19 protein-coding genes and 1 pseudogene are annotated in these 24,709 nt (G+C 67.1%); 9 read left to right on the forward strand and 11 right to left on the reverse strand.

Annotated features, from left to right (window positions below; translation table 11 throughout):
• Positions 1–51: 51 nt before the first annotated feature.
• On the forward strand, positions 52–1,029 hold the full coding sequence (locus tag QHF83_RS19885; protein WP_282419450.1) for an aldo/keto reductase: 978 nt from the start codon (positions 52–54) through the stop codon (positions 1,027–1,029).
• Positions 1,026–1,829: a phytanoyl-CoA dioxygenase family protein gene (locus tag QHF83_RS19890; RefSeq protein ID WP_282419451.1), complete on the forward strand. Its 804-nt coding sequence runs from the start codon at positions 1,026–1,028 to the stop codon at positions 1,827–1,829. Before QHF83_RS19885 ends, QHF83_RS19890 begins: the two co-directional genes overlap by 4 nt.
• On the opposite strand, the gene QHF83_RS19895 is transcribed toward QHF83_RS19890, so the two are convergent.
• The gene (locus QHF83_RS19895; protein WP_282419452.1) at positions 1,814–2,251 is read right to left on the reverse strand and encodes a hypothetical protein; all 438 of its coding nucleotides are present in this window, start codon (positions 2,249–2,251) and stop codon (positions 1,814–1,816) included. The two genes, QHF83_RS19890 and QHF83_RS19895, sit on opposite strands and share 16 nt — an antisense overlap.
• Positions 2,252–2,282: 31 nt before the next feature.
• Positions 2,283–3,176, reverse strand: coding sequence for a LamG domain-containing protein (locus QHF83_RS19900; RefSeq protein ID WP_282419453.1), 894 nt, complete (start codon positions 3,174–3,176; stop codon positions 2,283–2,285).
• Between the two features lie 148 nt (positions 3,177–3,324).
• Between QHF83_RS19900 and QHF83_RS19905 the strand changes: the two genes are divergently transcribed.
• On the forward strand, positions 3,325–3,822 hold the full coding sequence (locus tag QHF83_RS19905) for a hypothetical protein (protein WP_282419454.1): 498 nt from the start codon (positions 3,325–3,327) through the stop codon (positions 3,820–3,822).
• Entirely contained in the window at positions 3,822–4,334 is a 513-nt protein-coding gene (locus QHF83_RS19910) for a DUF3592 domain-containing protein (protein WP_282419455.1), read from the forward strand. The genes QHF83_RS19905 and QHF83_RS19910 overlap by 1 nt, the downstream gene beginning before the upstream one ends.
• A gap of 132 nt (positions 4,335–4,466) precedes the next feature.
• On the opposite strand, the gene QHF83_RS19915 is transcribed toward QHF83_RS19910, so the two are convergent.
• Both QHF83_RS19915 and QHF83_RS19920 read right to left on the reverse strand, forming a co-directional pair.
• Positions 4,467–5,354 (reverse strand): hypothetical protein, encoded by an 888-nt coding sequence (locus tag QHF83_RS19915; protein ID WP_282419456.1) that lies wholly within the window; start codon positions 5,352–5,354, stop codon positions 4,467–4,469.
• An 89-nt stretch (positions 5,355–5,443) separates the two neighbouring features.
• A complete protein-coding gene (locus tag QHF83_RS19920; RefSeq protein WP_282419457.1) occupies positions 5,444–6,361 on the reverse strand; it encodes a LysR family transcriptional regulator in 918 nt (305 codons plus the stop codon).
• 115 nt (positions 6,362–6,476) lie between these two features.
• Here QHF83_RS19920 and QHF83_RS19925 point away from each other — a divergent pair, with 115 nt between their 5' ends.
• Complete coding sequence (locus tag QHF83_RS19925; protein WP_282419458.1) at positions 6,477–7,538, forward strand: aldo/keto reductase; 1,062 nt, start codon at positions 6,477–6,479, stop codon at positions 7,536–7,538.
• A 406-nt stretch (positions 7,539–7,944) separates the two neighbouring features.
• On the opposite strand, the gene QHF83_RS19930 is transcribed toward QHF83_RS19925, so the two are convergent.
• On the reverse strand, positions 7,945–9,927 hold the full coding sequence (locus QHF83_RS19930; protein ID WP_282419459.1) for a GAF domain-containing sensor histidine kinase: 1,983 nt from the start codon (positions 9,925–9,927) through the stop codon (positions 7,945–7,947).
• A 420-nt stretch (positions 9,928–10,347) separates the two neighbouring features.
• On the reverse strand, positions 10,348–11,454 hold the full coding sequence (locus tag QHF83_RS19935; protein ID WP_282419460.1) for a sialidase family protein: 1,107 nt from the start codon (positions 11,452–11,454) through the stop codon (positions 10,348–10,350).
• 161 nt (positions 11,455–11,615) lie between these two features.
• Between QHF83_RS19935 and QHF83_RS19940 the strand changes: the two genes are divergently transcribed.
• Positions 11,616–12,977 carry a right-handed parallel beta-helix repeat-containing protein gene (locus QHF83_RS19940; RefSeq protein ID WP_282419461.1) on the forward strand — a complete coding sequence of 454 codons (1,362 nt, stop codon included), beginning with the start codon at positions 11,616–11,618 and terminating at the stop codon, positions 12,975–12,977.
• A 74-nt stretch (positions 12,978–13,051) separates the two neighbouring features.
• Here the strand turns inward: QHF83_RS19940 and QHF83_RS19945 are convergent.
• A pseudogene (locus tag QHF83_RS19945) lies at positions 13,052–13,468 on the reverse strand (aminotransferase class V-fold PLP-dependent enzyme); the annotation flags it as partial.
• Here QHF83_RS19945 and QHF83_RS19950 point away from each other — a divergent pair.
• Entirely contained in the window at positions 13,370–14,701 is a 1,332-nt protein-coding gene (locus QHF83_RS19950) for an arginine deiminase family protein (RefSeq protein WP_282419462.1), read from the forward strand. The pseudogene QHF83_RS19945 and the gene QHF83_RS19950 sit on opposite strands and share 99 nt — an antisense overlap.
• Before the next feature lie 80 nt (positions 14,702–14,781).
• On the opposite strand, the gene QHF83_RS19955 is transcribed toward QHF83_RS19950, so the two are convergent.
• Together QHF83_RS19955 and QHF83_RS19960 are read right to left on the reverse strand one after the other, a co-directional pair.
• The gene (locus QHF83_RS19955; protein ID WP_282419463.1) at positions 14,782–16,857 is read right to left on the reverse strand and encodes a multicopper oxidase; all 2,076 of its coding nucleotides are present in this window, start codon (positions 16,855–16,857) and stop codon (positions 14,782–14,784) included.
• 518 nt (positions 16,858–17,375) lie between these two features.
• The gene (locus QHF83_RS19960) at positions 17,376–19,100 is read right to left on the reverse strand and encodes a pyridoxal-dependent decarboxylase (protein ID WP_282419464.1); all 1,725 of its coding nucleotides are present in this window, start codon (positions 19,098–19,100) and stop codon (positions 17,376–17,378) included.
• A gap of 225 nt (positions 19,101–19,325) precedes the next feature.
• Here QHF83_RS19960 and QHF83_RS19965 point away from each other — a divergent pair, with 225 nt between their 5' ends.
• The gene (locus tag QHF83_RS19965) at positions 19,326–20,504 is read left to right on the forward strand and encodes a M20 family metallopeptidase (RefSeq protein ID WP_282419465.1); all 1,179 of its coding nucleotides are present in this window, start codon (positions 19,326–19,328) and stop codon (positions 20,502–20,504) included.
• On the forward strand, positions 20,501–21,631 hold the full coding sequence (locus tag QHF83_RS19970; RefSeq protein ID WP_282419466.1) for a YbdK family carboxylate-amine ligase: 1,131 nt from the start codon (positions 20,501–20,503) through the stop codon (positions 21,629–21,631). Before QHF83_RS19965 ends, QHF83_RS19970 begins: the two co-directional genes overlap by 4 nt.
• 120 nt (positions 21,632–21,751) lie before the next feature.
• Here the strand turns inward: QHF83_RS19970 and QHF83_RS19975 are convergent, their stop codons facing one another.
• Together QHF83_RS19975 and QHF83_RS19980 are read right to left on the reverse strand one after the other, a co-directional pair.
• Entirely contained in the window at positions 21,752–23,122 is a 1,371-nt protein-coding gene (locus tag QHF83_RS19975; RefSeq protein WP_348980450.1) for an APC family permease, read from the reverse strand.
• A gap of 122 nt (positions 23,123–23,244) precedes the next feature.
• Entirely contained in the window at positions 23,245–24,660 is a 1,416-nt protein-coding gene (locus tag QHF83_RS19980) for an amino acid permease (RefSeq protein ID WP_282419467.1), read from the reverse strand.
• Positions 24,661–24,709 lie beyond the last annotated feature (49 nt).

Raw genomic sequence — 24,709 nt, forward strand, 5'->3', positions numbered from 1 at the left:
CGTCCACTCCCGCTTGCCGGGCCTGCCCCCTCTGCGCTACGCCTCCCGCCCATGTCCTCCCTCGTCTCGCCCTGGACCCGCCCGCGTGACCCGTCGGAAAAACCCCTGCTCGCCGTCGGCACCATGAACTTCGGCAAGCGTACGCCCGAAGACGAGAGCATCCGGCTCGTGCATCACGCGCTCGATCGCGGCCTCATTCTCTTCGATACGGCGAACGCCTACGTCGATGGGAACTCCGAGCGGATCCTGGGCAAGGCGCTCGCCGGGCGGCGCGACCAGGCCCTCGTCGCGACGAAGGTCGGGTTCGGGCGGACCGCCGGCAAGCCCGAGGGGCTCTCCCGAGCGCGGGTGCTCGCCGCCGTCGACGAGAGCCTCGCGCGGCTCGGGATGGAGTTCGTCGACGTGTATTACCTCCACGTCCCGGATCCCGCGACGCCCATCGAGGAGACGCTCGACGCCGTGCAGACGCTGCTCGCGTCCGGGAAGATCCGAGCGTGGGCCGTGTCGAATTACGCCTCCTGGCAGGTGCTCGAGATGTTCCACCTCGCCGAGCAGCGCGGCATGCCGAGGCCCGTGATGTCGCAGGTGCTCTACAACGTGCTCATCCGGCAGCTCGATATCGAGTATTTCCGGTTCACGAAGAAGTACGGGCTGCACTCGACCGTGTACAATCCGCTCGCGGGCGGCTTGCTCTCGGGCAAGCACGCGCCCTCGACCGAGCCGACGAAGGGGTCGCGCTTCGAGAAGAACCCGCTGTATCAGCGAAGGTACTGGACCGATCGGTTTTTCGAGCTCGCCTCCGCGTATCGTGACGTCGCCGAGAGCCACGGGATGACGCTCGTCGAGCTCGCCTACGCTTACGTCGCGGGGACGCCGGGCGTCGATTCGATCCTCGTCGGGCCCGGGTCGATCGCGCACCTCGACGCCGCGATCGACGCCTGCGCGAAGGAGCTGCCCGCCGAGGCGCGGCAGCGCGTCGATCAGCTCTACCGCGATTTCCAGGGCACCGACGCGAGCTACGCGCGATGAATTTCCTCGCGCCGGAAGCCTCGGCGGCCTCTGTGGACGCGGCCCTCGCCGAGCTCGCGGAGGTCGGGTTCGCGCGGCTCGGGCGCGTGCTCTCGGACGAAGGCATCACCTCGCTCGCCGCGCGGGCCGATGACCTCATGCTCGGGCGCGTCGTGCACGAAGGGCTGTTTTTCCAGCACGACGCGGAGAGCGGGCGGTACGAGGATCTCCAGCATGGGAAAGGGTGGATCGGGCCCTCGATCCATTATCGGAAGCTCGAAAAGCTGGAGAAGGATCCCATCTTTCGAGCTTTCCTCGGCAATACGCTCTTCGAGCGGATCACGCGGGCCATGACCGACGGGTCTGTCACGCTGTATCGCGCCGTTCTTTTCAACAAGGCGGCGCGGGCGGGGACGGCGCTGCCGTGGCACCAGGATGGCGGGAGCTTCTGGGGGCTCGATCGGGCGCCGCTCGTGCAGATCTGGACCGCGCTCGACGACGCGCCGGCCGAGGCGGGGTGTGTGGAGATCGTGCCGAGGTCGCATCGCGGCGGACTCGCGACGCCGCTCGGCGGGGTGATCCCGGCGGAGGTGACGCGCGGGGCCGACGCCGAGGCGCGCTCCGTGCTCGTGCCCGCGCGCGCCGGGGAGTCGATGCTCATCCACAATGACGTCTGGCACCGGTCGGGGACGAACACGACGGACCGCCCGCGGCGCGCCGTGACCGTGTGTTTTTTGCGCGGCGAGACGCGGTGCGTGCGCAAGCGGCGGGCGCCGCGGACGTTCGAAACGATCTTCGAGGCCGGTCAGCCGATTCCCTGACGGAACGAGCCGGCCCAGCGGAAGGCGTCCGCGGGGATGACGAAGACGCGGCCGAACTTCGGCGCGTGCGCCTTGAGCAGCCTCTGGAGGCTCATCATCTGGAGGGCGTCGTCCGCGGAGACCACCGCGATCCGCCGCGAGGCCCCTTCGAGCGCGCCGAACATCTCCCCGAGCGCGGCATCCGTGGTGGGGCCCCAGGCGATCGTGACCTCGCGCAGGTCCATGACGGCGCCGCGCACGCGCGCGGTGGGCTCGCGGGCGACGCGCTGGAACACGCCGACCATCTCGCGCGCATAAGCCGCGCCGACCTCGCGGCTGACGTCGGTCCGGCGCCAGACGCGGCACGCGGCCACGCCGTCCCCGAGGGTCATGCTGTAGTTGCCGCCCTCCGCGTATACCTCTCGATCCGGCTCCGACGACACGCGTCGAGGCAAACGGGAAATCCGGGGGTTGTCAAGGACGGAGCAGGCAACGGCCGTCCGACCAGCGCCCGCCCGCGTCGCCGCAGATCTGCGCCTGGGTGCGGGCCTCGCGCCACCAGAGGATTTCGTCCATCGTGCCGGCGAACGGGAAGATGCCCTGCGCGCGGCGGCCGATGAAGAGGTCGGACTGGAGCGGGCCAAGGAAGCCGCCTTTGTACGTCGCGGTGAGGGCGCCGTTGATGTAGAGCGCGAGGGTGCGGCCGTCGTTCACGTAGGCGACGTGGGTCCACGCGCAGACGGGGAGCACTCCACAATCGCTGCCCACGTTCGTCGTGCCTGTGGACGCTCGCGAGAAGATGAGCTGAATGCCGCCGCAGGACGCCTGCATGGTGACGTTGTCGTCGCTCTCGCCGGTCCCGCGGCTGACGGTCGAGCCCACGGTGAGGCGCTCGTTGAGCTCCGGGGCGATACGGACCCAGAGCTCGATGGTCGCGGCGGTCGTGAAGTCGAGGCCGGGAGACGAAGGGACGCGGACATGGCCGCCGGAAAACGAGAGCCCGCGTCCCACGCGTCCAGGCGCCCCGCGAACGAGGCCCGAGCTCGTGGCGGCGCCGTGATGGCCATGGCCGGAGCTGTCGAGCACGGGGCCGTCGGTCTCCTCGAAGCGATACCAGGCCGCAAGTCCTGGCGGCGCAGGGCCGAGGAAAGGAGCGGGCAAGGGCGCGGAGGCGGCGCTGCAATCGGCCGCGGCGATCTGTTTGGTGTGGGCCTGCGGAGGTGATGGGGCGTCTCCGGCGATTTCGAGCGGCGCCTTGGAGGGGGTCGGGGAGGTGGGATCCAGCGGCGGCGGTGGTGGGGCGGTGCCGCATCCGAAGAGCGGGGCGGCGAGGAGCAGGGGCGAAAGGAGGCGCGGCGCAAAGGACATCGCGGATCGAGCTTCCGTCGAAGGAGCGAGGTTGGTCAAGCCACGGGGATGGAAATCGAGAGCGCACTGCCGCATCATGCGGCGCATGCATCGAGCGCTTCTTTTGCTTGTGGGGTGTCTGCTTTTCGGGGGCTGCGGTAGCGAGATCGTGGGGGCCGAAAACGGAAGCGGGGGCGGCGGCGGAAGCGGAGGCGCTGGCGGGAGCGGAAGCGGCGGCGGCGGGAGCGGAAGCGGCGGCGGAATGTGCGTGCCGGGGCCGGAGGAGCCTTCGCCCGTGCAGCCGAGCTGCGCGGACATCGCGGGGCTCGCGCTCGGGCAGGCCACGGTGAAGGACGCGGACGGCGACGGCCTCGTGAAGGCGGGCGAAGCGGCGACAATCTCGACGAGCCTCATCGAGACCGCCGGCAAGAGCTTTTTCGGTTATCCGGGCGTGGTCTTCACCAGCACGACCCCCGGCGTCGAGGTCGGTGACGCATTCTGGTTTTATGGCATCTTCGCCTGCGACGCGATGTCCGCGGATGGGTACGTGAAGATCGGGGGCGACGTCGCGCCGGGGACGGTCGTCACGGTCACGGCGCGCGTGGGCATCCTGCACGAGGATTGCCCGGACGCGTATGCCATCCAGATGCCGATCGAGGTGCACTGATGTCGCGGTCCTCGCCGGGAATCGCCATCATGATCACCGTGATCGGCAGCATTCTCCTCGTATTGCCGTGGGTCCTCCGGAGCCAGGCAGAGGCGCGGGCGGAGCGGCTCGCGCGCATGCGTACGTTCTCCGAAGCGACGTGCACGCTCGAGGACATCGTCTGGGGCGATCCGAATCCGAAGTCCGGGAAGACGCGGGTCTCGGTCGACTATCGGGTGCACGTCCCGGGGCAAGCCGGGACGTTCGTGGCGAGCGGGTTCTCCTGGGAAGGGATGGAGGTCGACAACGCCGTGGCGGCGGCGAAGAAGCTCGAACTGCTCCCGGGCAAGCGGGTGCCATGCTGGTACGATCCAGCCGAGCCGACGGACGCCTTGCTCGTCCAAGCGCGGGCCGAGAGGCCGCCGTCGGTGAGCCTCGGGCTCATGCTGGGGCTCTCGGCCGTGGGGCTCCTGTTCGCCGGGGCTGGGATCGGGACGTTGCGCACGAAAAAACGCGGCGCGGGCGACGGTTGAGAGGGGTTTCTCAGCCCCCGGAAGCCGTCCGCAGCCCCTCCGGGGGGGTTTTTCAGCCTCCGGCGGGTCCTGCCGGGGCCGGTTCGGGCTTCTTCTTAGCGGATCACGCTGTACAAGGAGGGGAGCTGCGCCTCAGCCGGGCGGGGGCTGGCGATCGAAGGAGCGCAGCTTCCTGTTCTCGAACTTCGTGCTGTCGGCGAACGTCACCGTCGGCACCGTGCCCGCCACGATCTTGGCCTCGGGCGGGACCTTGAAGTCCTCGACGTCGAGCGTGAAATCTCGGGTTTCGCCCGGCTTGAGGCCCACATCGTCGAGGCCCGCCGATATGAAGTCGAGTTTGCGCTTGTTCTTGTCGTCCCAGTAAAAGAGCATGACCTCGCACCGCTTCACCTCTTTATCGGACTCGTTCTTGAGCCGCACCTTGAACGAATCGAGGGCGTAGACGTCGACCGTGACCTTCTCGCCCGTGTGCGCTTTGAGCTCGTCCGCGGGCACGCCGCCCTTGGGGCGCGAGGGCGAGTTGGGGACGAGGTCGTCGTTGTACCAGTTCGAGCCGTCGTCGAAGTCGATGCGCGAGAGCTCGACCTCGTAGGTCGTGGCTTCCTTGTTGATCTCCTTCTTCTTGCGGCCGAGCGGCACTTCGGCCGTATCGCCGTCCTTCAGGTCCCTTATGATCGAGTGCGGATAGCGGTCGAGGTGCTTGCCATCCTTGTCGTAGTAGAAGATCCAGGTCTGGGCGCTCTTCATCCGCTTGCCGGACTTGTTCGTGATGGCGAAAACGGGCATGGAGTCGTCGCCGGTTCCCTCCATCTTCACGAACTTCGTCTCGACCTTGCGGCCGGCTTCGTCATCGATGGGATCCTTCTTGTGCACGAACTTCGGCGTCCCCGTCGGCCCCGCCGTCTTCGTGCTGGGCGCCGCCGCTGCCGAGTTGCTCGCGGCCGCGCCGCCCTCGGACTTTTCTCCCTGACAGGCAACGAGCGACAGCCCGAGCCCGAGAACCCCGATCATCCGATGCATGAAACCTCCGTGCGCGCCCGAACCGAGCGGGCGGACGCCTCATACACCGGATTCCCGAGGTCCGGCAAGCCCACGACAGACGCGCAAGATCAGCCGCGCTTCTGCGTCTTGGAGGGACCCGTCGCGTAGCGAACGTGGCTCACCAGCGCGCGGAGCTTCGGCGCCAGGTTTCTTCGATCAGGAAAATACAGATAGAACCCGGCAAACGGCGGGCAGTAGCGTTCCAGGAGCGGCAAAAGCTCGCCGCGCTGGATATAGGGCCGAAACGTCTCCTCCATGCCGAACGTGAGCCCGCCGCCGGCAACGGCCGTGCGAATCATCACCCACATGTCGTTCGTCGTGACGCGCGGATTCACCGCCACGTCGAACGCCCGCCCGTCTTCTTCGAACTCCCAGCGATAAGGCTCGACGCGCGGCGAGGGGCGCCAGCCGATGCAGCAGTGCCGAGACAACTCGGTCGGGTGTTTCGGCGCGCGATGGCGCGCGAGGTAGGAGGGCGCCCCCACGACGAGCTGGCGCTGATGGTCTGAAACCGGCACGGCGATCATGTCGTGCTCGATGACTTCTCCGAGGCGAACGCCTGCGTCGTAGCCCTCCGCCACGATGTCGAACTCCTCGTCCGTGATGGTGATGTCGAGCTGAATGCCGGGATGGCTCTCGACGAAGCTCGCAAGCAGGGCACCCGAGATGAAGCGCTCTGCGATAGAGGACACCGCGAGCCGCAGAAGGCCCGAAGGGGCAGCGTCGCGATCGCGCGTGGCATCGAGCGCGAGGCCGACTTCGCTGACGGCGGGCGCGACCCGCCGGTAGAGCTCTTCGCCGGCCTCCGTGAGGCTCACGCTGCGCGTCGTGCGCTGGACCAATGCGATACCGAGGCGGTCTTCCATCCGCCGGATCGCCTGGCTGACGGCGGAGCGGGTGACGCCAAGGTGCCGAGAGGCGGTGGTGAAGCTCTTCGCCTCGGCGACTGCCAGGAACACCGCGACACCATTCAAATCGACGGCCATTGGTTAGAGGAACTTACCGGGGCGTCCAGAACGCGGCAAGTTCTCTTTCCGGCGCGCGTGATCCAACTTGTTCGCACACAGGGCGGGGCGACCCCGCTCATCGGAGGACCACACGATGACTTCGCTCGATCAATACCGCCTGCTGGGCCGCTCCGGGTTGCGCGTCTCACCGCTCGCATTGGGAACCATGACATTCGGTCAGGACTGGGGCTGGGGCGCGGACGCGACGGAGTCGCGCCGCATCTTCGACCTCTACGTCGACCGCGGCGGCAACTTCGTGGACACCGCCGTAAACTACACGGACGGCGCCTCCGAGCGCCTGCTCGGCGAGTTCCTGCGCGACAAGCGCGAGCGCGTGGTGCTCGCCACCAAGTTCACGATGGCGCGCGAACCGGGCAACCCCAACTCGGGCGGTAACCATCGGCTCAACATGCAGCGCTCGGTGGAGCAGAGCCTGCAAAAGCTCGGCACCGACCGCATCGATCTCTTCTATTTGCATTCCTGGGACTTCACCACCCAGCCGGAAGAAGTGATGCGCGGACTCGACGATCTCGTGCGGGCGGGCAAGATCGTCTACGCCGGCATCTGCAACACGCCCGCCTGGCGCATCGCGCAGATGCAGACGCTCGCGGATCGGTTCGGCTGGGCGCCCTTCGTCGCGCTCCAGATCGAATACAGCCTCGTCGAGCGCACGGTGGAGCACGAGCTCATTCCGATGGCCGCGGCGCTGGGCATGGGCGTGCTGCCGTGGTCGCCGCTCGGCGGTGGCGTGCTCACGGGCAAGTACACGCGTGCGGACGTCGCGGACTCGCGCGAAGCGGGGGTGGCGGCGACGCGCAAAGGCGTCATGGCTTCCGCGGGTCAGCTGAGCGATCGTGCGCTGGGCATCGCCGACGTCGTGCGCTCGGTGGCGCAGGAGATCGGCGCAACAGCTTCGCAGGTGGCGCTCGCATGGACGCTCTCGAACCCGGTAGTGACCGCGCCGGTGATGGGTGCGCGCACGCTCGCGCAGGCAGAGGACAATCTTGGCGCGCTCGGCGTGGTGCTCTCCGACGAGCAGCGCGCGCGGCTCGACGCGGCGAGCGCACCCGAGCCTATCTTTCCCGCCCGTTTCATCGCGCGGCCGCTGGTCCAGCAACTCATCTTCGGCGGTTCGAACGTCGCGCGCCGCATCTGATACGACACGTCCGAGGGGGTTCTCTGCCCCCCGGCGCTTGCCATTGGTTTCATCTGGGAGCCGTTTCGCTGGGACGTTGCCCCAGGCCCCACCGGGGCTATCCGCCCCTGGACCCGGACCAGCGCAAGCGCTGGACCTTTGGTCGATGAACTGCGCGATGCGCAGTTCATCGAACAGGCCGAGGCAAGACTGGCGAGCAACGCTGCCCATCAAGACAGCCGCGCTGCCCATTCGACTGGCAATACGGTCCAACTGGCCCGTTGGAAGAACTGCGCGGAGCGCAGTTCTTCCACCTTCGGTCCAGGCCGTGCCTGGTCCGGGTCGAGGGGCGGATAGCCCCCGCGGGGTCCGGGGCAGCGCCCCGGCGCGGCGGCCTCGGGCGAGAGTTTTTCAGCCTCGGCTCGCCCTATGCCGCCTGCGCAGATTGCTCCGCCGGAAACCACAGCCGGAAGAGCGAGCCCTGGCCCGGCGTGCTTTCTACGGCGATGGTGCCGCCGTGCGCCTCCATCAGCCCCTTGGCGATGTAGAGGCCCAGGCCGAGCCCCGTGTTCTTCTCGCGCGCCCGCGGGGCCTGAAAGAAGCGATCGAATAGCCTGCCCAGATCCGCCGCCGAGATGCCCGCGCCGTGATCCTCGACCGTCAGCGCCGCGCCTCCCGCCTCCGGACGGATGGTCACCAGGATCGGCGAGCCCGCACGGGAGTACTTGGCGGCGTTATCGAGCAGGTTCGTGAGGATCTGCGCCAGCCGGGCCGGATCGACGAAGACCTCGGGCACAGGGCCCTCCACATGGAGGGTCACCGGGTGCTGTCCGAGGGTCGGCTCGATTTCGGCGAGCAGCGAGCGCGTTGCCTCCTCCAGCGATACGGGCACGCGATCGAGCGATAGGCGCCCGAGCTCGATGCGGGAGACGTCGAGCAGGTCCTGCGTCATGCGCGAGATTCGGCAGCCGAGTCGGCGCAAGCGTTGGAGTTGCTGCACCGGCACCACGACCGAATCACCCTCGGGTTTTGCGAGCAGCTTGTCCAAAATCAACATCATGGCCGCGACGGGGTTGCGGAGATCATGAGCGATGACGGCCGCGAAATCGTCTCGCAGGCGGTCCATCTCGCGGTGGGCCTCCTGCGTGCTCTCGACTTGCTGGGCGTAGGCGATGGCCAGCGCTGATTGCGCGGCGAAGAGCCGGACCAGACGCTCGTCCTCCTCCGTGAACTCGGCTCCACCGTCCTTGTCGCAAAGGTAGAAATTCCCGAATACCTTCTGCCCGATGAGCAGCGGGACGCCCAGGAAGGACGTCATCGCGGGGTGGTGCGCGGGAAAGCCGACCGATCGCGGATCGGCGTGGATGTTCGCGACCCGGCTGGGCTGCGGGTCGTGGATGAGCGCGCCCAAGAGCCCTCGGCCCTGTGGTAAGTGGCCGATGTCGCGGACGACCTTTTCGGAGACGCCTATGTAGATGAAGTCGGAAAGGCCGGTGCCCTCGGCGTCGAGCACACCCAGGGCGCCATAACGGGCCCGGGTCAGCTCGCAGGCCTGCTCCACCAGGCGGCGCAGCAGCTCGTGCAGGGGCATGGCGGCCTCGATGGCCATGGCCACGTCGCGGAGCAAGCGCAGCCTTCGGGCCTCGCGGCGCTCGGCGTCGCGCTGCCGGGCTTGCCGCAGCCCGAGAGCACAGGCGCCCGCGACGCCCCGGAGCAGGCGGCGCTCGAGCCGGCTGAGCTTCCCCGGTTGCCGCCGCGCAAGCGCTAGCACCCCGACAAGCTCGCCCCCTGCGCTCAGGGGGAACGCCACCACCGCGTGGAGCCCCAGCTCGAGCAGGCGCAGGGTGCCGCGGAAGGCGCCCTGCGGCAGCTCCTCGATGCGCGCGATCTCCTGGATGTCGCCGGTCTCGGCTGCCAGCGCTGCGACAGTGTTCGCCAAATTCGTATTCAAAACTTGCGCGAATGCCTCGGGAACCCCGACCGAGGCGACCAGCCTGAGACGTTCACTGCCCTCGGTGGCGATGAGAAACACCGCGTCGGCGCGAATGGCGGTGGTCACCTCGTCGAGCAGTCCATGGGCCAGGGTCGAGGGCTCGTCCGTGCTGAGAAGCGCGGCGCCGACGCTGGCCACGAGGTCGGCGAGCCGGATCGCGAAGGGCTCGTCGGCGACGTTTTCGAACGCGAGCAGCGCCTCGCCAGCCGACGCGCGGCAGCGCACCAGGAGCAGGAGGCGGCGGGCGGTCTGTTGATCGTACCAGACCTCCTCGTCGCTGAAGGACTCGCCGCGAAGGGCGCGCCGCCACGGCAACTCTTTCTCGGCAAGGACCGCCTGGTTGCCGAGCCGCGATATCTCGAAGCGCTCCGACATCCGTTCCGGGGTCGGTGACTCCATCTCCAGGAGCTCGCTCAAGGACGCGCTCGCCAAGACCTCACCCGTGCTGGTCAGCCTCATCACTGGCCAGGGGAGCAAGGACTCCACGATCATGCAGAAGGTATTGGTACGCCCGAGGGCAACCGTCGAGGTCACCCCGGCTGCAAGCGATTGAGCGCATCGAGATCGATAACGCGAGGTCGAGCGGCGGCTCCACTGGGTCGCGCTCGGCAGAAATTTTCGTCGGCTCGGACGAAGCTCGCCAGGCCGCGTTGGTCATTCTTATCCTCGTCTGTCGGTCGCGTGAGCGGTGCAACCAGGACATCACAGAAGCGGCTGCCCCCCTCCTGCGCAGGTCTGCGGCGTGTCGTACGGTGGTTGAGGGTCCAGATCCGGGGACATTCGATAGCTTGATGGCGCTTCGCTCGTCCTTGCCCCTCGCTTGGGCCTTGCGACGGCCTATTCCCCCAGGCTCCACCGTGCCTGGCGCAATACGGCGAAAGGACGGTCCGCGGGTTTCTCGTACCACACGGTCAGCAAACGGCCGTCCCCCAGCTCCACGGTGGACGGGTAGCCCAGGTCGCCGCTCGTACCGTCATCACTCAGCGTCATGGGGGTCGACCAGGTCCGACCGCCGTCGCCGCTGACGCGGGCATGATTGCCATACGGTTGGCGCCGGTATCCGTAGGTCATCACCAACCGGCCGTCCCCCCGACGCATCAGGTGCGACGGTAATCCCCACACGCCGATCGACCGCGGCGCGATCCACGTCCGCCCCCCGTCCTCCGATTCGGACTGGATGATTTCGCCGGCGTACGGCCGGCCATGGTTCCGGATGTGCAGCACGAGCCGGCCGCCCCCGGCGTCCACGAGGTGCGGTTCGTGGTAATCGCCTGCCTCGTGGCCGTCCGCGTACGGGACCGCGCCGACGATGTGCCAAGTCCTGCCGTCATCCGTCGATTCCGCCACGGCGATGTCGCCCTTACCATGCGGAGCTCCGTTTTCCCATTTCTCGGGCGGCTGCATTCGGTTGCCGGCGTATAACAGCCGAGCGCTCGTGGTCTCGATGGGACCGTGAGGGCTGTTCACCGGGGTCGTGTACCGCTCGGACCAGGTGCGACCGTCGTCTTCAGACCGGATCATCCACGTGCCCATTTCACGGCGCACGGCATGGCTCGTGACGACCCGCTCCCGTTCCAGCTGCCACCGCGCCTGATCGGCCGGAGTCAGCCAGTCCGTGATTCCCATCTCCTGGCGGTGAAGCTGCTCCATCCACGAAAGCGACGTGAACCAGGTGACGAGGGTCGTTCCGGACCGGGTCTGGAGCACCCCGGCGTCGCGGTCGTCGAGCGGTCCATCGAGCAGGATCTGTGCGGCCGACCATGTGTCACCATCGTCGCGGCTGCTGATCATGTGGACCTGACCGAAGGGACAGACGTGTCGTTCGCGCCCCGCCGATGACACGACCAGGAGCTCGCCGTCGCGCTTCCGCGCCACCGTAGGCCACCCGTGGTAGGACGGGTGCGAGCTGATGACGTTCACGTCGAGAATGATTGCTTCCAGCATGACTTCGACCCGAAGATCGAATAAGTAACGGGCCCTCGAATCGTCACCCCCGCCATCCCCTACGCCGTCCCCCTACCAAAAAACATTGCCCCTTGTCGGCTTGCCAGCCACGACGTCCGATCCTCATGGTCGGCTGGGGCACCTTGCGAAGGGGGCACATCATGAAGGAGCGCGGCACGATCACGATGGCGGCTGGTCTCGCAATGCTCCTCGGGAGGAGCACCGCCCTGGCCGCCACCTATCACGTCGCGCCAGGCGGTGACGACGCGGCCGTCGGATCGGCGGCACGGCCCTTTCGTACGCTCCAGCGCGCCGCGAACCAAGTAAAGGCTGGAGACACGGTGCGCGTCGCCCCCGGTGATTACGATGGGTTCAGCCTGGAAAACAAGGCAGGGACGCGTGAGCGGCCCATCGTCTTTCTCGCAGCTCCCGGAGCCCGGGTGGTACGTCCCGGCCCGCTCCCCGAGAACCTCCCCCTCAACGTCACACACACCACTTCCTGGCCGAAATGGCCTCACGGGCTGTACGTCTGGGGCTCGTCCCACGTGCGTATCGAGGGGTTCGAGGTCGTCGGAATGCCGCCTGCCGAGCTCGACGCGAAGCTGGGGCCCGTTCATCGCGGCGGGGCCGGCATTTTCGTGCAGGTCTCGGACCACATCACGCTCCGGCGGAACCGCGCTGACGACAATGGGCGCTGGGGCATCTTCACGAGTTTCACGGACGACCTCCTGGTCGAGGACAACGAGTGCTCCCGCTCCCGCTCCGAGCACGGCATTTACGTGTCGAACAGCGCCGATCGGCCGATCATCCGGCGCAACCACGTGTGGGGCAACCAGCGCTCCGGCATCCAGATCAACGCGGACAACAATTTCGACAGCCCCGCGTACCGCGTGCGCGGCGGTGTGGTCGACGGGATCGTCACGGGCGCCGTCATCGAGGACAACCTGATCCACGACAATGGGGCCGGCGGGGGCGCGGCCATCAACCTCGACGGGGTGCAGGACTCGCTGATCCGCCGCAACATCCTCCTCGACAACCACGCCTGGGGGGTGGCGCTCTACCAAATCGACGGGGCGGAGGGATCACGCCGCAATCGAGTCCTCGACAATACCATCCTGATGGCGGACGATGCGCGTCATGCGGTCCAGATCGCGAGCTGCGAAGCTCCCGTGTCCTCGACTTGCCCCACTGGAAACAGGCCCCCGATTCCGGAGTGGATACGGCCGCCGAGCCGCGTGACGGGCAGCACGGGGAACGTGATCCTGCGCAATACACTCCTCAACGCGAACGCCGAGAGGGGCAGCATCCGCATAGATGCCGTGAGCCTCGCCGCCGACGGAGGGAACGGCGCGCGGTTCTGGAGCGACTTCAACCGGGTGGTCGACCGCTTCGCCATCAGCACCACGCCGGGGTTCGAGGGCGACCGGGTGCTGTCGCTCGACGAATGGCGCCTGGTCACGGGCCAGGATCGGTGCTCCCACCGCAGCGACGTGCCTGGCCTTCCTGGCGTCCGGAGGCGATAGCATAGGCACCTGGCGAGCGCATCGATCCCCTCCCTCGTGGTGTAAAGCTTTATCGACGCGCGCGTCGTGCTGGGGAGCCCCAAGCGGACCATCATGCAAGGATGCCCCGCCCGCACCGCGATTCCGTTCCTGCCAAGGGCGGCGCCGATCTTCTGCGGGTCCGTCCCATCGATGACGAATGCCAGGATGCTCGACTTCTCCCGCGTCGTGCCGATCAACCGGAGCCCCGGGATCTCCCGGAGCAGCTCGGTGCCGGAGGCGAGCAACGTCGACTCGTGGGCGTGGATATCCGCGAGGCCGAGCGAGGACACGTAATCGATCGCTGCGCCGAGGCCGTGCCAGGGAACGCTGCTCGGCCTCGCTGGGTACGGCACGTGCAATCGCTCAGGGCCATGCGAACGAGTCATGCGCCGATGTACGATTTCCGCAGGCGATGGGCGTCCCTCGGCATCGCCGCGGCCACAGCCGCGTCGTTGCTGCTCGGCGGACATCTCTCGCGCGCGGAGCCCGCAGGCGTCGACGCGCACTGGTACGAGGCCGCCCAGATCCTGGTGCACAGGCCCGGAGAGGAGGTGTTTTTAGGGCTCCTCCACCCTGCCGCGGCCCTGTTCGAGGATACCTTCAGCCTCGAGGGCGCGGCTGCAGAGCATCGGCAATTCGTGGCGACGCTGGAGAACCAAGGCGTGGAAAAGGTGACCCACGTGGTCGACGTGCTCCTCGCCGGCACCGAGGATCCGGATGGGGAAGCTCGCCGGGCGCTCGTGGGCCTGGCGAAACGAATGACGACCCTGGACGTCTCGAGCCTCGGCCCCGCGGATCAAGAAGCGCAGCGGGCCTATTTCGACGAGACCCTCGCGAAGATGGCCCCCACGACGCTGGTACGGATGGTCCTCGAGCGCCCCACCGTGGTGTTGCGGTACGGCCAATGCGGCGCCTCCGAGCAGCGCTCCTGCATGCTGGCCGAGTACCGCCTGAACCCCTTGATGAACCTCTATTTCGCGCGGGATCAGATGGTGACCACGGCCCGCGGCGTGGTGCTCGGCCGGATGGCAAACCCGCAGCGGGCTGCGGAGCGCGAGGTCATGAAATTCGTCCTCGCCAAGATGGGCATCGAGACCATCTACGAGATCAGCCCGGACGCACGCCTGGAGGGAGGTGATTTCTTCCCAGCCGGTGAGCGCGCGTTCATCGGCCAGGGGCTGCGGACCAACGCGGCGGCGATCCGAGAAATGCTGGATCACGACGTATTCGGCACGCGCGAGGTGATCGTCGTGAAGGACGCTTGGCAAGATCCCCGTGAAATGCACCTTGACACGTATTTCAACCTCCTCGACGTCGATCTCGCCTTGCTCGTGGCGGATCGCGACATGCCCGACTGCGACGTGCGCCGGAGCGTGAAGTGCCTGAAGGCCGACGTGTGGACCCGCAACGCGCAGGGCACCTACGACCTTGCGCGCAAGGATGTGGATTTCGTGCGGTTCCTCCTGGAAAAAGGGGTCCGCGTACTACCTGTGTCCGTGGAGGACCAAGGGGCTTATGGGATCAACGTCCTCACCATTGGCCCGCGGCGTATCATCGGCGCGGAAGGCGTCAGCGAGGCGTACAAGCGTGCCCTCGCCGCGTCCTCCGTGCATGCGACTTGGGTGCGCTTCGACAACCTTCGGCGTGGCTATGGCTCCGCAGATTGCATCACCCAGGTCCTCCGTCGGCGACCGCCGAAGTGAAGGGCCAACTGCTGCGCGTGCGGCTGCGGCCAGCGGGTTCGAGTCTCGCTGGGCCGTCAGCCGCCACAGAGGGACGTCCCCTACGTGGGCTCACCCGGCTGAGGCGGCCCGATCCGGTACGGCCGCATCATCTCGTTGTCCTCGTGCTCGACGATGTGGCAATGCCAGACGAATTGCCCGGGCGTCTTGAACTGCGCCCGGATGCGGGTGACTTGGCCCGGATAGGCGATGACGGTGTCCTTGAAGCCGGTCTCCCACGCCTCGGGTAGGGTTGGCGGAGAGCCGATGACGACCTGGACTTGCTGGGTGTCCTCGTTGACGATGATCGCCTGGCGGTTGACCACCTCGAAGGCAACCTCGTGCACGTGCATCGGGTGGGCGTCTGCGGTCGCGTTGTAGAACTCCCACAGCTCCGTGGCACCGACGGCAGGGTTCTCGGTGACGTCGTCGTCCCAGTGGAGCTCGGTCCAGGTGCCCAAGCCCGTATTGGGATCGCCGCCTACGGTGCCCAGCAAGGCTTCCGCTGGCGCGTCGGGGAAGAACTCCGACAACTTCTCGAGTAGCGCAAGAGGCCGTGTGACCGTCGCCGCTGGAAGCGGCGTGATCGCCGGCAACTGCAAGAATTGCGGGGGCGTGGTTGGATCGAGAGCGACCGCCGGCACCACGCGGAATTGCATCACCTGGCCCGTGGTCACCGGGTCCGCGACCGGGAAATCGACCCCTGGCACGCCGCCGCCGAATGGCTCGTCCGGACCGAGGTTGCCGAGCACGTGATTGCCGACCGGAACGTTGGTGAAATCGACGATGAGGTCGGCCCGCTCGGCCGGGCTCATGAGCAGCTGATTGCCGTTCGTCACGGTGAGGTTCACCGGTTCGGCCAGGAAGCCGCCCTCATTGCCGATCGCCCAGACCTCGACGCCGGGGATGTTGCTGAAGTCGAGGATCAAGAAGCGCGACTGGCAGCCATTGAGGAAGCGGAACCGGTAGCGCCGTCGCTCGACGGTCTGGAAGGGCCAGGTGTTTCCATTGACCATCATCATGTTGCCGAAAAACTCGGGGTTCCAGATCGGCGAGATGTCGGTATCCGGGATGTAGGGCCCGATGATGCCGTCGAAAAACTCCCGCGTGTCGGGGTAGAAGAGCGACCCGTCCGTGTTGAACGAGCGATCCTGGATGGCCATGGGGATCTCGTAATAGGTTTTGTTGGGCGGGAACTTGTCGTTCTCCTTGGGGGCGGGCCCCGGCAGCACGGCCGGCTTGCCGGATCGGGTGTCGATCACGGCGCCATCGCCATCGGGCCCGCCGCGAATGATGTAAAAGCCGGCCGGGCCCGCGTACACGTTCACGCGGGTCATGCCCAGCGTATGGTCGTGATACCAAACGGTCGCTGCGCGCTGGTCGTTCGGGTACTGGAAGGTGGCGAATCCGGGACCCCACGTGACTCCGAACTTCGCTGCGGCCTTGCTCGCGAAAAAGTCGTACCAGGTGCCTTTCGTGGCGTAGCTCGCTGGAATATTACCGGCCGCCGGCAGGTACCATGCCTCGGCGTAGCCGTCGCTCTCGTCGCCGACGCCAACCGCGCCATGAACGTGCGTGACGATGGGCACCGGTCCGGTGTATGGACCGGGGGTGGATGCGAAGGTCGGCCGCGTGTCACGTTCCGCATCACCGCCGGGCGGGTTGGCCCAGTGCAGCGTCTGGTCCACGGGCAAGATGTGGGGCCGGAAATTCCCGTTCGTGTCGAGGAGCTCGTTGATCCATTTGACGCGGACGGGGCGCTTCCAGTCCGCCTCGATCGTGAGCGACGGCGCGTTGTGTATCAGTAAACCTCTCCCGCTCCTGCTTGCTGAAGTAACAGCGCCGTATCCCCACACCGTCGTCGGCGGGAAAAAATCAGCCGGCAGGATCTGCTGGGCGAACTGACGCACCGAGATCTCGTAGTAGTCAGCCTGCTTGCCCCCCTGCATCTTGATCGTTCCGGCCTTGGGCATCACAGGCGGGATCAGCAAGGGGATTAAATACTTCGGTACGATCGTGGGATCCAGCGTGCCGCCCGGAATCTGCGCGAGTGCCCTGCGAACTCCGAGTTTGTCGTAGGTGAAGAGCGTCAGCGCCGTCGCCCCAGTGTATTTCAAGAATGCCCGTCGTGAAAGCATCGCGCCCCCTTCTTCATTCGTGGTTCTGGATCGCGGACCCGATCGACTGTGAGCGCGTCACCGAAAGGTGGAAGGACCGTCGCTGCACACATTCGTCGGATCGGTACCTGCGCGATCGAATGCCCGTGTAAAACTTTCGGGGGCAGGGACGAATTCGCATCCCACCCCGCGTCGGCGGGCCCGAGTGTGCCTCACAACGCGCTCGCTAGCAACAACGAGCCATGGGGGCGGATAATGGCTCTCGGAGGTGCGGCGCAGGCTGCGCACTCGGGGAGACCGGGGGGCTCGGCGACAGAAGCCAGCCCCTCAGCGTGCGGCAACCGAACCCCACGCTGTGGGCGCTCGGGGACTGGTGCGTGGCCTGACCAGGTGGTCACGAACCTGCTCACGAACGCCGCTGCCGCGCGGCCAAATGGATGTAGAGCTTTACGGCGAGGACAGCCTGGGCGACGGCTCGCGGCGGGGATCACACGGCGGGCCAGCCGCACGTGACCGTGGGCATGGGTCCCGAGGGGCTATCACCCGCGGAAGCTGCGCCCCGTATGCGGCACGTGCACGAGCCGGCCCTCGCGCCCAGCAATGTGGCTCTCATGGGCCGGCGCGGTCGGCGTGACCTCCTGCGCCGGGAACGCGCCGGGCGCCGCGAGGTCGTCGATGAATGCGTCGATTCGCTCGCGCGTGACGTGCTCCATCATGTACGCGTGATGATATTGTCGTTTTTCCCCGTCCACGTAGAGCGTCTCGCCCGCCAGCGTGTACTTGAAGGCCAGCGCGGGGTTCACGGCTCGGAAGCGGATGGTGAGCGAGAGCGGGGCTCGCTCTACCCACAGATCGTGCCCGAGCCGATCGCCGAGCGCACGCAGCCTCCGCTCGGCGTACGCCGAGAGCTCCTCCGTGTAGAGGGCCTTTTTGATCTGATCCTCGTAGGAGCGCCTGGCGAGGTGTTCCCAGAGGACGAGGGCGGACAGCCCATTGCGTGATCCGGCGAACGTGGTATCGGGGGAGCCGATGTACTCGGGCCGGCTGGGCGGCCGGAGCAAGAGCTTCGTCCGCGTCATGTACACACCGCAAGGAAAGGGCGCGCCGATCCATTTGTGCCCGCTCATCACCAGGGAGCTCACGAACGGGAGGCGGAAATCGAAGTTTGGCCCGCGCGTCGCAATCCGCCCCGCTGCGTGAGCCATCTCCAGGAAGGGCATGTACGCGGCACCCAGCGCGCCGTCGACGTGGAACCAGTAACCCGTGCGGACGTCGTGCTTCCGCGGGTCTCTCGGATCATAATGGACCTTCCGCTCGTCGAGGCCGTACCGGCGCAGGATGGGCAGGAGCGCGGCCCCGGCCCCCTCCACGTCGTCGTAGGCTCCCTTGAACGTCGTCCCGTAGTTGAAATTGACGAGGATCGGGTGGCCCTTCGAGGCGAAGAACTCTACGAGCGTGGCCAGCGCCTCGATGTCGATCACCCCGATGCCGTTCGTCCCGCCGACCGAGGGCACCTCGTGCGGCCATGCATTGCCAGGTGAAAGCGGATTATCGCGGGGGTAGCGCTCGGTGCCGATCTCGTAGAACGTGCGGATGTCGAGCACCCGCATCGCCTTGATGATGGAATAGTGAGTATCCTGCGAATAGAACGCGACGGGGACACGGGCGTTCGGCTGGCCCTCGGGAGCAGGCGCCTGCTGATAGACGAGGCGCGGCGGCACGACGCGCCTGCCCCTGTTCGAGGCCGCTTCCCTCGCTTCCTCCGCCGACTCGGGATCGATGAGGAGGAACCTCCCGGCGAGGTAGTCCCTTGCATTCCAGAGCCCGTAGAGGTTCCCTTCGGTCGAGCCCATGGTGAGCATGTAGCCCCAGTACGATTCGCCATCGTCGGGATCGTGCGGGAGTTTTGCGTGCCAGAGCGAGGCGAAGTAGTCGAGCACGGCGCGCTCGACCCACTTGGTGTTGAAGGTGGCGGATCCGCTCTGGAACGGATCGCCGATGTTGTTGACGTGCCTACCGAGGTATCGGCCCAGGATCTCCGAGGAATCGATTCGCTCGTTGCACTGGTATCCGAGCATGAGGTCCGTCTGCTGGGACTCGTAACGCCATAACGCGTCCATGACCGCCGCGCGCTGTTCGGGTGAGAGGCCCTCCGCCCGCAAGCGAAAGAGCTCGCAATCGAGGCCGGGCACGGGCGTGTATTCGGCGCACGGCTCCCCGGCACCAGCACGCGTTCGTGTCGCCCATCGTTTTTTGGTGTCCACGTCCTGTCCCTCCTCCAGCGCGGCGTGTGAGATACCCCTTGGGTCATCGGCACCCAGGTCAAGCGCTGCTGTATTCGAGGTCGAGCGCCCGATCGAGCACCCGAGGGGACGTCCGCGGGCGAGACCTCGGGAATCGGGGGCCGCCGCTTCCCTTCACGAAGTCCGGCTCTACGTGGCCTCGAGAGCGCGCGCAGCGTGCATACCGAGCCGGCGGGGGCGGGTCTGATGGACATCCCGAACACACAGGTTTTCCTCGACGATCTCGTCGCCCTCCGGCGCGGCCTGCACCGCATCCCCGAGCTCGCCTTCGTGGAGGAGAAGACGGCTGATTTCATCCAGCGGGAGCTCTTCCGCCTCGGGATCGCCGCGACCTACGGTGGGCGCGGGATGGGCGTGGTCGGCCGGATCGAGGGCCGAGACCCGGCGGCCCCCGTCATTGCGCTCCGCGCGGAGATGGATGGATTGCCGGGCGACGAGTCCACGGGGCTGCCCTTCGCCTCGCAGCACCCGGGACGCGTGCACGCCTGCGGCCACGACGCGCACATGGCCATGGTGCTCGGGGCGGCGCGGCTGCTCTCGCGAGGCGAGAGGCCCGCGGGGGACGTGGTGCTCGTCTTTCAACCCGCCGAGGAGCACGGCGGCGGGGCGCGCGTCATGATGCAGGCCGGCACGCTCGCCGGGGTCTCCGCCATCTTCGGCGGCCACGTCACCCACCATTACCTCACGGGGCAGATCATGGTCACCGAGGGCGTCGTCACGGCGCAGTCGGACCGGTTCGTCCTGCGCGTCCGCGGCAAGGGCGGGCACGGCGCGCGCCCGCACGAGGCCGTGGATGCGGTCATCGTCGCGGGGTTCTTGATCTCGGCGCTGCAAACCCTGGTCTCGCGCGAGGCCGATCCGATTCACCCCACGGTGGTCACCATCGGCCGCGTGCAGGCGGGGACAGCGGCGAATGTCATCGCCGAGGAGGCGGTGCTCGAGGGGAGCATCCGCACGACCGTCGAGGCGGCTCGAGATCGCGTTCTCCGCGGCATTCGCCGCATGGCCGGCGCCGTCGGCGCTTTGCACGGCGCCGCCGTCGTCGTCGAGCTCGTCGAGGGATACCCTCCCGTGGTGAACACGGCGCGCGAGGCTTCGATCTGCCGCCGCGCCGCCGAGCGCGTCTTCGGCGTGCGCCACGTGTTGCCTCAGGAGCACCCCAGCATGGGCTCGGAGGATTTTGCCTATTACCTGCACGCGACGCCCGGCTGTTTCGTCCGCCTGGGCGCCCGCAGGGAGGGCTGGGACTATGTCCCCTTGCACAGCCCCGCATTCACCGTGGACGAAGACGTCTTGCTGCTCGGCGCGTCCTACTTCGCCGAGGTCGTGCGGGAGGCGCAACGCGCCTTGCCAAGGTGCCCATGATGACCCGCGATTTCCACCCGAGCCCTCCCACCGTCGGCCTCGAGCTCGAATGGCAGCTCGTCCATCGAGAGACGCTCGATCTGCACGATGGCATCCTCCCGCTGATCGGGCTCCTCCCTCCCGATCCCCTCGTCAAACCCGAAGCAATCGAGCCCTGCGTGGAGGTCGTCACGGACCCGATGGCGTCCACGGCGCTCCTACGCGGCGCCCTGGTCGATAGAGTTTCCCGTGTTTCGAACGCCGCGGCGCAGCTCGGCATGGCCCTCGTCGGCGCTGGGACGCACCCCTTCTGCGAGCGGCTCGTCCCCATCACGCCGCTGCCGCGGTATCTCGCCATGCAGCGCACGAACGGGTATCTGGCGACTATGCAGATCGTCTATGCGCTGCATGTCCACGTGGGCATGCCCTCGGGGGAGGTCGCGATACGCGTGATGGCTCGGGTCCGCGCCGTCTTGCCCGTCCTGCTCGCGCTCTCGGCCTCGTCGCCCGCGTATCGCGGCAGGGACACCTCGTTCGCCGCGTTCCGGCGCTGCCTGCTCGCGCCCACGCGGAGCGCTGGGATTGCCCCCACATTCGACGACTGGGCGGCTTTCTTGCATTTCGTGGACGTGGCCGAGCGGGCCGCGATGTTCGAATCGTACCGGGACATGCACTGGGACCTGCGCCCGCGGCCCGATCTCGGCACGATCGAGGTGCGTATCATGGATGCACAGCCCACCGTCGCGGACGCGCTCTCGCTCGGCGCGCTCGTGCATTCATTGCTCGTGACCGTAATGGCCGACGGGGTGCCGGATTCGCGGCTGCCGCGGGCCGTACCCTGGTGGATCGAGAAGGAGAATTGTCATCGCGCCTGCCGGGACGGGCTCGAGGCCGAGCTCGTCGTGGACGCGGAGGGCCATTCGCGACCCCTCCGCGGGGTCGCCGAGGATCTGTTCGCGCTCGTCTCGCCCCAGGCGCGTGTGCTGGGCGAGGCGGCGGATCTCGCGCACGCCGAGGGCTTCCTCTCGCGGGGTAATTCGAGCGCGCGGCAGCTCGAGCTGCTCCGGCGGACCGGATCGATGAAGGCCGTCACGCGAGCGCTCGCGGACGAGCTCCTCGGGGAGCTCGCACATCAGGCGGGTGCGTAGGTGAGGTTTGTACACGTGATATCGGCGATCGATTCGCACACGGGAGGAGAGCCCACTCGCATTGAAAATCGATATGCCTGTTGCCGAAGCCCTCGGTCAATGGACATGCGCCCTTCTCGTTTAGTCCACCGGTTGGACGTCGAGTTTGCCGCGGATGCGCTGTACGGCGTAGACGACGAGCGCAACGAGCCCGAGCGTGGCCGCGGCGCGCAGTGCGGTCGTGTCTTGTCTCATGAGCAGGCCTGCGCAGGACAAGAATCCGAGTACGGGAATGGCCAGCGGCACGGGAAAGGCGGCGGGCGGAGCAGTTGGGTTGCGTTTGACGCGAATCAACGCGAGGTGCAACAGAATGAACACCACGAGCAGGAACGTCGAGGTGCCGGATGCCAGGGTCTTGATGTCGCGGAAACACAGCAGCAAGACGATGACGACCGTGACCGCGACCCCCACGCCGACGATGGGCGTGCGCCATGTGGGATGTATGTACGAAAAGAGCGGTGGCAAATACCCCGATCCTTTCCGTGACATGCCATAGAGGAGACGCGACGTCATCAGCAGATTGAGCAGCGCGGTGTTGAACGCGGCAAACACCGGAACCACGGTGTAAATCCACAGCGGGAATCCGGGGGCGGCTTTGCGCACGACGTCGATCAGAGGTGATTGGGATTCGGCGAGGGCTGCCGGCGTCACCACGGACACGGCCACCAGCGCGACGAGACAGTAGATCAGGATCGTGCCGGCGACGGAAAGACCGATGGCGAGGGGGACGTTGCGCTCGGGATGGATGACTTCCTCGCTGAGGTTGGCGAGATCCTCGAATCCGATGAAGGCGTAGAACGCCAGGGATGCCCCCGACACGGCGAGCAGCGCGGCGGGCGTGCCCTGGTGTGGTGCTGCGGCCGCGGCGAAATCGAGGTAACTCACGGAGCCGAGGAACCGCGCGCCGAGGAGGATGACCAAGAGAAGCCCAGAAAATTCGATGACGGTGCAGACGGCATTGGCGGCGGATGACAGCACGATTCCGCGCATGGCGATGGCGCCGAGCAGGAACACGAACACGAACGGCACCAGATAATCTCGCGCCACGGGCGGGGCGCCGGGGAGCAATGCCAGCGCATAGTTGCCAATGATACGAGCGCCGGTCGCCGTCGAAAAGACCCCCGATAGCCCCACGAAGAAGATTGTGAAAAATGTCACGAACGTATTGCGGTGAATCACGTGACAGAAATGGGCGGCGCCGCCGGCCTTGGGATAACGCGAGGTGAGCTCGGCGTAGGTGAGACCGGTGAGGCCCGCGGTGATTCCAGCAATGACGCACGACACCCAGGCTGCCGTGCCGGTCATACCAGCGATGCGGCCGACGAGCCCATAAACGCCGGTGCCCAGGATATCGCCGATACCGAAGATGGTGATGGAGGCGAGGCCGAGCGCGCGCCTGAGCCCCTGCGGTTCTTGGTCGGGTGACGTGGTCAGAGCTGCTCCTTCGGATATCCGGGCCGGTGAGCGTCACGCGGAGTTTCCCCTCCGTACGTCCACGCAGTGGCACGAGGAGAACGCGGCTCGGTCCAGACGCAGGGATAGCATATCGAACGAGCCTCGGCGCGCATCCCGCGTCATTTCGCCGCGACGGCCCTCCAGGCGAAGTACACGGGCACGCCGAGCGCGACGATCACGAGTCCTGGCCACGTGTATCCCGGCTTCTCGAGCAGCAGATCCACGCAGATCAGGGCCGTGAGCAGGACGTGAAGCGCGGGCAGCCAGGGATACCCCACGACCTTCACGGGCCGATCGACGTGGGGCCGCTTGATCCGGAGGGCGAAGAGGCCCACCGTGGTGAGCATGTAAAAGAGCAGCGTGGCAAAGATGACGTAATCGAGGAGCTGCGAATACGTCCCCGACAGGCAGAGCACGCTGGTCCAGACGGCCTGGACGACGAGCGCCACGGCCGGGGTACGATGACGCGGGTGGAGGACGCCGGCGGCCTTGAAGAAGAGCTCGTCGTGGGCCATCGCGTAGTAGACCCGCGCCCCCGCGAGGATCATTCCATTGGCGCAGCCGAGGGTGGAAATCATGATCCCGGCAGCCATGACCGAGGCCCCGACCGCGCCGAGGATCGCATCGAACACCGCCGTACCCACGCGATCCTGGGGAGCGTGGGCGATCGCCTCCCCGGGCAGGACGGATAGATAAGCCAGGTTCGCGGCCAGATACAGGATCGTCACCACGACGACGCCGGAGGCCATTGCGAAGGGGAGATCGCGCTTCGGGTTCGTGAGCTCGTCGGCCGCGAAGCCCACGTTGTTCCAGGCGTCCATCGAAAACAAGGCGCCCACCATCGCGGCCCCGAGGACCGGCAGATGCGCGAGCGCGAGCCCACCCTCCGGCCAGAACGCCTCGCCGAAGTTGGCCCCGATGGCCTCGGCATTCCGCCCGATGCCGATCCCCACCCCGATGAGGCCGACGAGCAGCGCGATTTTGATGAGGGTGAGCGAGCTCTGGAGGAACGCCGCGATCTTCACGCCGCGCACGTTGATCCAGGTGAGTATCGCCACGACGACGATTGCGAGCGCGCGCTGGGGAGAGAGCCCGATCTCGACGGGACCGCTCGGGAGCACGAGGGTGAGCCCGAAGGACACGTCGGGGGAGAGCGCAGGCACGAACACGGCGGAGAAGCGGGCGAACGCCACCGCGACGGCGGCGATCGTGCCCGTCTGGATGATCATGAACAGCGTCCACCCATAGAGATAACCGAAGAGCGGGGAGATCCCTTCGCGCAGATAGACATACTGCCCGCCCGCCCGCGAAAACATGGCCGCGAGCTCGCCTTGCGTGAGCGCGCCGAAGATGGTGACGAGGCCGGCGGAGATCCAGACGAGCAGGAGCAGGCCGGGGGCGCGCACCAGGCGAAGGATGTCGGCAGAGACGATGAAGATGCCCGAGCCAATCATCGAGCCAGCGACGAGCGCCGCGGCGTCGAACCGCGAGAGCGCCTTCACGAACCCGATCTCGGCCCTTTGTGTCGCCGGCATTCGTGGAGACCTCCGAGCAAGCCGGAGAGGCGATCTTCGGGAGGGTCGC

This window comes from Polyangium sp. 15x6 (assembly GCF_029960785.1).
In the GTDB taxonomy this organism is placed as follows: Bacteria; Myxococcota_A; Polyangia; order Polyangiales; family Polyangiaceae; genus Polyangium.

What these genes read in the sequence shown, in the direction of transcription:
- QHF83_RS19910 (WP_282419455.1), top strand. Translation starts at nt 3,822, where the DNA reads ATGTCGCGGTCCTCGCCGGGAATCGCCATCATGATCACCGTGATCGGC.
- QHF83_RS19950 (WP_282419462.1), top strand. Translation starts at nt 13,370, where the DNA reads ATGCGAACGAGTCATGCGCCGATGTACGATTTCCGCAGGCGATGGGCG.
- QHF83_RS19935 (WP_282419460.1), bottom strand. Translation starts at nt 11,454, where the DNA reads ATGCTGGAAGCAATCATTCTCGACGTGAACGTCATCAGCTCGCACCCG.
- QHF83_RS19890 (WP_282419451.1), top strand. Translation starts at nt 1,026, where the DNA reads ATGAATTTCCTCGCGCCGGAAGCCTCGGCGGCCTCTGTGGACGCGGCC.
- QHF83_RS19920 (WP_282419457.1), bottom strand. Translation starts at nt 6,361, where the DNA reads ATGGCCGTCGATTTGAATGGTGTCGCGGTGTTCCTGGCAGTCGCCGAG.
- QHF83_RS19980 (WP_282419467.1), bottom strand. Translation starts at nt 24,660, where the DNA reads ATGCCGGCGACACAAAGGGCCGAGATCGGGTTCGTGAAGGCGCTCTCG.
- QHF83_RS19885 (WP_282419450.1), top strand. Translation starts at nt 52, where the DNA reads ATGTCCTCCCTCGTCTCGCCCTGGACCCGCCCGCGTGACCCGTCGGAA.
- QHF83_RS19955 (WP_282419463.1), bottom strand. Translation starts at nt 16,857, where the DNA reads ATGCTTTCACGACGGGCATTCTTGAAATACACTGGGGCGACGGCGCTG.
- QHF83_RS19970 (WP_282419466.1), top strand. Translation starts at nt 20,501, where the DNA reads ATGATGACCCGCGATTTCCACCCGAGCCCTCCCACCGTCGGCCTCGAG.
- QHF83_RS19900 (WP_282419453.1), bottom strand. Translation starts at nt 3,176, where the DNA reads ATGTCCTTTGCGCCGCGCCTCCTTTCGCCCCTGCTCCTCGCCGCCCCG.
- QHF83_RS19965 (WP_282419465.1), top strand. Translation starts at nt 19,326, where the DNA reads ATGGACATCCCGAACACACAGGTTTTCCTCGACGATCTCGTCGCCCTC.
- QHF83_RS19925 (WP_282419458.1), top strand. Translation starts at nt 6,477, where the DNA reads ATGACTTCGCTCGATCAATACCGCCTGCTGGGCCGCTCCGGGTTGCGC.
- QHF83_RS19915 (WP_282419456.1), bottom strand. Translation starts at nt 5,354, where the DNA reads ATGCATCGGATGATCGGGGTTCTCGGGCTCGGGCTGTCGCTCGTTGCC.
- QHF83_RS19940 (WP_282419461.1), top strand. Translation starts at nt 11,616, where the DNA reads ATGAAGGAGCGCGGCACGATCACGATGGCGGCTGGTCTCGCAATGCTC.